This is a genomic window from Komagataeibacter melaceti, from assembly GCF_003403295.1.
GTDB lineage: Bacteria > Pseudomonadota > Alphaproteobacteria > Acetobacterales > Acetobacteraceae > Komagataeibacter > Komagataeibacter melaceti.
Map to the genome: position 1 here is coordinate 1 of NZ_QUWV01000202.1, position 6,148 is coordinate 6,148.

At 68.5% G+C, this 6,148-nt stretch carries 5 protein-coding genes and 2 pseudogenes; 4 read left to right on the forward strand and 3 right to left on the reverse strand.

Going from position 1 to position 6,148, the window contains the following annotated elements:
* From DY926_RS16000 to cysQ, 3 genes and pseudogenes are all read right to left on the reverse strand, one after another.
* Nucleotides 1-191: pseudogene (locus DY926_RS16000) on the reverse strand (hypothetical protein); the annotation flags it as partial.
* Between the two features lie 36 nt (nt 192-227).
* Complete coding sequence (locus DY926_RS16005; protein WP_116704258.1) at nt 228-1,202, reverse strand: L-threonylcarbamoyladenylate synthase; 975 nt, start codon at nt 1,200-1,202, stop codon at nt 228-230.
* A 12-nt stretch (nt 1,203-1,214) separates the two neighbouring features.
* Nucleotides 1,215-2,000, reverse strand: coding sequence for a 3'(2'),5'-bisphosphate nucleotidase CysQ (gene cysQ, locus DY926_RS16010; RefSeq protein ID WP_116704259.1), 786 nt, complete (start codon nt 1,998-2,000; stop codon nt 1,215-1,217).
* A gap of 152 nt (nt 2,001-2,152) precedes the next feature.
* On the opposite strand from cysQ, the gene DY926_RS16015 reads away from it, so the two are divergent.
* The 4 genes and pseudogenes from DY926_RS16015 to DY926_RS16030 all read left to right on the forward strand — a co-directional run.
* Complete coding sequence (locus tag DY926_RS16015; protein WP_186336204.1) at nt 2,153-3,622, forward strand: leucyl aminopeptidase; 1,470 nt, start codon at nt 2,153-2,155, stop codon at nt 3,620-3,622.
* A 42-nt stretch (nt 3,623-3,664) separates the two neighbouring features.
* Nucleotides 3,665-4,111, forward strand: a complete 447-nt coding sequence (locus DY926_RS16020; protein ID WP_116704261.1) for a DNA polymerase III subunit chi — start codon at nt 3,665-3,667, stop codon at nt 4,109-4,111.
* 53 nt (nt 4,112-4,164) lie between these two features.
* Nucleotides 4,165-5,016, forward strand: a complete 852-nt coding sequence (locus tag DY926_RS16025; protein ID WP_116704262.1) for an aldo/keto reductase — start codon at nt 4,165-4,167, stop codon at nt 5,014-5,016.
* A gap of 61 nt (nt 5,017-5,077) precedes the next feature.
* Nucleotides 5,078-6,148, forward strand: a pseudogene (locus DY926_RS16030) (hypothetical protein); the annotation flags it as partial.

Genomic DNA, 6,148 nt, shown 5'->3' on the forward strand with positions numbered 1-6,148 from the left:
GGCCGGGGTGGCGGATTGGGGGCGATGGCCGAGAACAGGTTTTTCAGCGCGCCGCCCGTGACCTGGTTCTTCTTTGCCCGTGCGCGGATGGCCGCCAGCGCGTTTTCCGACTGGCCCGCATGTTCCTCCAGCACGAGCGCCAGAATATCCGACAGGATTTTCAGTTCCTTGGGATCGATTGTGTTGCTCATCTATGGCACCGGGGTCGGATCATGCGGTTACAACCATTACGGACGCGGACTGGCGGCGCGGATCAGCCGGTCACGGATGGCGCGGCCCATCCCGTGCGCGGGCACATGCTGTACTGCGATCCCGACCAGTCCCCGGCGGTGTCCCTCCATATCAAGAAACCGCAGCCCCGCGAAGAGGCGCGCCGCCGCTTCGTGCAAATCACCATCCGCGCTGAGGTTCCATACCAGCCCGCTGCCCGGCAGTGCGGGTCCGAAGGCCAGCAGCGCCTCGTTGGCGGCGACGCTGCGCGCCTCCAGCCTAACCGGCAGGCCCGGCGCGTAATGCGATGAAAGCTGCCCTGGCGCGCTGGGGCGGGCATCATCGCTGCCCGCCATGGTGGCGACCGGCATGCCGCATGCGTCTTCAAGCATTTCAAGGGTGATGCCGCCGGGGCGCAGCAGCACGGGGCGCGCGCTGCTCAGATCCACTATGGTGCTTTCCACCCCCACGGGGCATGGCCCGCAGTCCAGCACGGCGTCAATCCGCCCGTCCAGACCCGCCAGCACATGCTGCGCGTCCGACGGGCTGACCCGCCCCGACGGGTTGGCCGAAGGGGCAACCACGGGAAAGCCGCAGGCGGTCAGCAGGGCATGGATGGTCCGCCCGGCGGGTACGCGCACCGCCGCCGTGGGCAGCCCCGCCGTGGCGATGGTGGAAATGGCGCAGTCCCGCGCGCGCGGCAGCACGAGCGTGAGCGGGCCGGGCCAGAACCGTCCGGCCAGCATGCGGGCCAGCGGGGTCGCCTCCACCTGCGCAAAGGCGGCATCAGCGCTGGCGAAGTGGCTGATCAGCGGGTTGATGCCCGGCCGCCCCTTGGCGGTGTAGATCGCGCGGACCGCCCGGTCATTGCCCGCATCCGCCCCCAGCCCGTAAACCGTTTCCGTCCCGAACGCGACAAGGCCGCCCGCGCGCAGGATGGCGGCGGCGGTCTCGATACCCTGCGGGTCGTCATGCAGCAGTCGTGTATTCATCGGCGCGGGCGGTTACGTCGCGCCGCGACAGATGAAATGCGGGTTGCGCCAGCCAGCCTTGCCATAGCCCAGCGGTGCGCCATCCATGGTGGTGATGCTGCCGCCGGCTGCTTCCACAACCGCCTGCGGGGCGGCGGTGTCCCACTCCATGGTGGGGCCAAGGCGGGGGTACAGGTCGGCCAGCCCCTCGGCCACGCGGATGAACTTGGCGGCGGAGCCGATATTGCCCACATGCGCGATCCGCTGCCCGCCCAGGAATTCGCGCAGGCGCGGGTCATCGGCATGCTGGCGCGAGGCCAGCACCGTCAGCCCTTCCGCCGGGGGACGGCGGACATGGATGGCCTGCGTGCCATTGGCGTCGATGCGTATTGCCCCACGCCCCGCGCCCGCGCCGTAAAGCTGGTGGTAGGCAGGCAGGGCGACGGCGCCCAGAACCGGGCGGCCATGGCGCACAAGCCCGATATTGACGGTAAAGTCATCGCGCCCGGCGGCGAATTCGCGCGTGCCGTCCAGCGGGTCTACCAGCCAGAATTCGCTGCCCGTATCAATGCGGATGCCCGCGGCCATTTCCTCCTCCGCCACCACGGGGATGGACGGGGCATGGGCGCGCAGGCCCTTCAGGATATGGGCCTCCGCCGCGTGGTCGGCTTCCGTTACGGGGGAGCTGTCGGTCTTGACCGTGGTCTCGAACCCGCGTGCGCGGATGGCGCGGATCAGCCCGGCGGCCTCATCGGCCAGGCGCAGGGCCAGGTCCAGAAGGAATCCATCATCATGGACTGGTATGGATGGTGTATTCATGCTGTTCGCATTAGCTTACTCATGCCGCGCCGTCATGTCCTTATCGGCCATGATGGCTCCGGATATGGATATTCCGGTCATGGCCATGCCTGGCGGGCAAGGGAATTTATCCAGTCTGTCCAAAACTTTCGTAGCGGAGCCCCGTGATCCATATGCTCGACATCGCCTTTTCCGACGCCACCGTTCCCTCTGGCGGCGCGATCGCCATTCCCGCCACGTCCGGCACGTCCCCCACCGGCCTGTTCGCCACGGTGAACACGGCGCTGGACGGGGCGCTGGAGCGTGCGGCGAAGGCCGCCAGCTTTGATTTCGAGGCCGCGAAGACCTGCGTCGTGCTCGCCCCCGGCGCGGGGTATGACCGCGTGGTGCTGGTCGGTCTGGGCCGCGCCGATGAGCTTGACGCCACCGTGGCCGAAAAGGTGGGCGTGGCGGCGGCGAAGGCACTGGCCGCCGGGGGCACGACGGGGGTGATCGTGGCTGATGCCCTCACACCCGAACTGGCCGCCCATGTGGCGCTGGGCGCGGTGCTGGGGTCCTACCGCTTCGATTCGTACCGTACCCAGCCGCGCAAGGGCGAGACGGCGCCGCTGGCATCGCTGGACATCGCAACATCCGACCCGGCGGCGGCGCAGGCGGCATGGGCGCCGCTGGCTGCCGTGGCGCGTGGTGTCTGCCTGTGCCGTGACCTGGTGTCCGAACCCGCCAACATGCTGCGCCCGCCTGAATTCGAGCAGCGCATCCTCGCCCTGCGTGACCTTGGCGTCACGGTCGAGGTGCTGGATCGTGACGCCATGGCGGAGCTGGGCTTCGGCGCGTTGCTGGGTGTGGCGCAGGGCAGCGACGCCCCGCCGCGCACGGTCATCATGCGCTGGAATGGCGGGGCGGAGGGGGAAGCCCCGGTCGCCTTCGTGGGCAAGGGCGTGACGTTTGATTCGGGCGGCATCTCCATCAAGCCCGCCGCGGGCATGGACGAAATGAAAACCGACATGGCGGGTGCCGCCGCCGTGGTCGGCACCATGGCCGCGCTGGCCGGGCGCAAGGCGAAGGTCAACGCCGTGGGCGTGGTGGGGCTGGTGGAAAACATGCTGTCCGGCAATGCCCAGCGCCCCGGTGACGTGGTGCGCACGGCGGCGGGCCAGACGGTGGAAGTGCTCAATACCGATGCGGAAGGCCGTCTCGTGCTGGCGGATGTGCTGTGGTACACGCAGGACCGCTTCAGCCCGCGCTTCATGGTTGACCTTGCAACACTGACCGGGGCGATCGTGGTCGGCCTTGGCCACGAGCGCGCGGGCCTGTTCTCGAACAGTGATGAACTGGCGGCCAACCTGTCCGGCACGGGCGAGGCGACGGGGGAGAAGCTGTGGCGCATGCCGCTGGACGCCGCCTATCTGGAACGCCTGCGCTCCGATATTGCGGACCTCAAGAACATCGGCGGCCGCCCCGGCGGGTCGATCACGGCGGCCAAGTTCCTTGAATGCTTCGTGAACGAGGTGCCATGGGCGCATCTGGACATTGCGGGCGTGGCATTCACCACCAAGGCGACATCGCACGCGCCCAAGGGGGCGAGTGGCTTTGGCGTGCGCCTGCTCGACCGTATGGTCAGCACGTATTACGAGGGGTGATACCTGCCCCGCGTGGCAGGTCAGGACGGAACAGGGAACTCCATGGCGCAGATCGGCTTCTATCATCTGACGCGCTCCACGGTGGTGGAAGTCCTGCCCGCGCTGCTGGGCCGCACATTGGCGGCGGGCCAGCGCGCGGTGGTGCGTTGCGCGACGGACGAACGGGTCAGGGAACTCGATGACGGGCTGTGGCGCGCCACCGACCCGTTATGGCTGCCCCACGGCACGCAGGCCATGGGGCACGGGCCATGGCAGCCCATATGGCTGACCGCTGGTGCGGATGTGCCCAACGGGGCCAGGTTCCTCTTTCTGCTCGATGGGGTGGAGGCGGCGGACCTTGCGGAATTCACGCGGGTGTTCGACCTGTTCGATGGCCATGACGAGGCCGCCGTCGCCGCCGCGCGCCGCCGCTGGCTGGCGGGGCGCGATGGCGGGCATGAACTGGGCTACTGGCAGCAGCAGCCCAGGGGATGGGTGCGTCGCAGATAGTCACCCCCGCGCAGGCCACCGCCGCGCGGCATGGACGAAAGGCAGGTTCCCTTATGAAGACGGTTACTTTCCCCAATGGTACGCAGGTGCCCGCGCTGGGCATGGGCACATGGAACATGGGGGACGCCGAGAGCCGCCGCGCTGATGAGATCGCAAGCATCCGCGCGGGGCTTGAGGCCGGTATCCGCGTGGTGGACACGGCGGAAATGTATGGCTCCGGCCGATCCGAAAAACTGGTGGGCGAGGCGATCCGGGGCCTGCGTGATGACGTATTCCTCGTCAGCAAGGTGCTGCCCTCCAACGCGTCGCGCGCGGGTGTGCGCCGGGCGTGCGAGGCGTCGCTGAAGCGGCTGGGCACCGACTGGCTCGACCTCTACCTTCTCCATTGGGAGGGAAGTGTTCCGCTGGCGGAAACCATCGCCGGGTTCGCGGACCTGGTGGATGCCGGGCTGATCCGGAGCTGGGGCGTTTCCAATTTTGATACCGATGGCATGCGCGCGGTCGAGGCCATCCATTCCCCCACGCCCTGCGCCGCCAATCAGGTGCTCTACAGCCTTGATTACCGGGGTGTGGAATTTGACCTGCTGGAGCATGACCGCGCGGCGGGCGTGGTGACGATGGCCTATTCCCCGCTGGGGCAGGGGGGTGAACTGCTGCGCGCACCGGTTCTGGCGCGTGTGGCGCGGCGGCATACGACATCGCTCGGCCCGGCCACCCCGGCGCAGGTTGCCCTTGCATGGGTGCTGCGACAGCCCGATGTGCTGGCGATTCCCAAGGCGGGCAGCCCGAAGCACCAGCATGAAAACTTCGCCGCACAGGAGATCGTCTTGACGCGCAACGATCTGGCGGAGATTGATGGGGCCATCGCGCCGCCGCGCCGCAAGGAGCCGCTGGCCATGATCTGACCCGCCCGGGTTTCCGGGCGATTGAAGGGCCGCCATCATTCCTGTCATCCTTGTCGCAACCGTGTTTCTGGTCGGGCTGGCATCCATCCTCCCCTGGCACCTGCCCCGGCTGGTGGCCTTCATCCGGGGGGGATGGGGGGTGATCGGCCTGCTGGTGGCGCTCCTGTCCTGCGGGGTTGTCCTGCCGGGTGGGGTGATGACGCAGGGGCCGGGTTTTTTCGCCCCTGTTGTTGATGGCCTCGGCCTGCTCCTGCCGCTGGGCCTTATCGGGCTTATGGCCACGGACCGGCGTGACCTGGCGGCCTGTGCCGGGGCGGCCTGTGCCGTCATGGGTGGTCCTGTTATCTCGTGCATGGGGGCGGGGTGGGTGTTGCTGGCCCGTGGCGGGTCCGTGCGGCCTGCACCCGACATGCTCGGCCTGCTGCTGCTGGCCAGTGTTTCGGCCTGCCCGGACCGGGGGGTAAACCTGCTGCCTGCCTTGTGCTGGGTCGGGACACGCGGGCTGCTGGGGCTTTCCTTTTCCCCGCGCGTGGCGTCGCGCGGGCTGCGGGCGTTCCGGATGGCGGACATGGCCGGCCTGATCGCGGGCATGGCCCTGTGGCTGCACCTGCTGGCGGGTGAACGGATGCCCGACATCCGCTGGGGTGCTTTCCTGATTATTGCGGGCTGCCTGTTTTATGGCATGGCCTCGTGGCGCGCGTTGTGCGCAGCGGATGCCCGGCGGGTCATGACCGGGCTTGTGGGGGGCACTGGCGCGCTGGTGGTGGTCATTGCCGGGCTTATGGTGCTGGCGCGGGCAGATGACCTGCCCGCCATGGCCGTGTGCGCCACCCGCACGCTCATGCTGGTGGCGGGGTCAACGCTGGTCTGGGCGTTCATGGCGCGCACCGTGGATGTCATGGAGCGTGAAGCTGGCCCGTCCGTGCTGCTTCGCCTTGGGGGGCTGGGCATGCTCATGCCGCGCCTGTCTGGCCTGTTTGCCATGGGCTTGCTGGCGGAAAGCGGCCTGCCGCCCCTGCTGGTTTTTTTCGTTATATGGATGCTTGCGCACCTGCTGGCCGCCATGCCGCGCGCGGGTGGGCTGGCGGGTGACCTGCCGCTGCTGCTGGCGCTCGGGGCGCTGGGGGCAGGG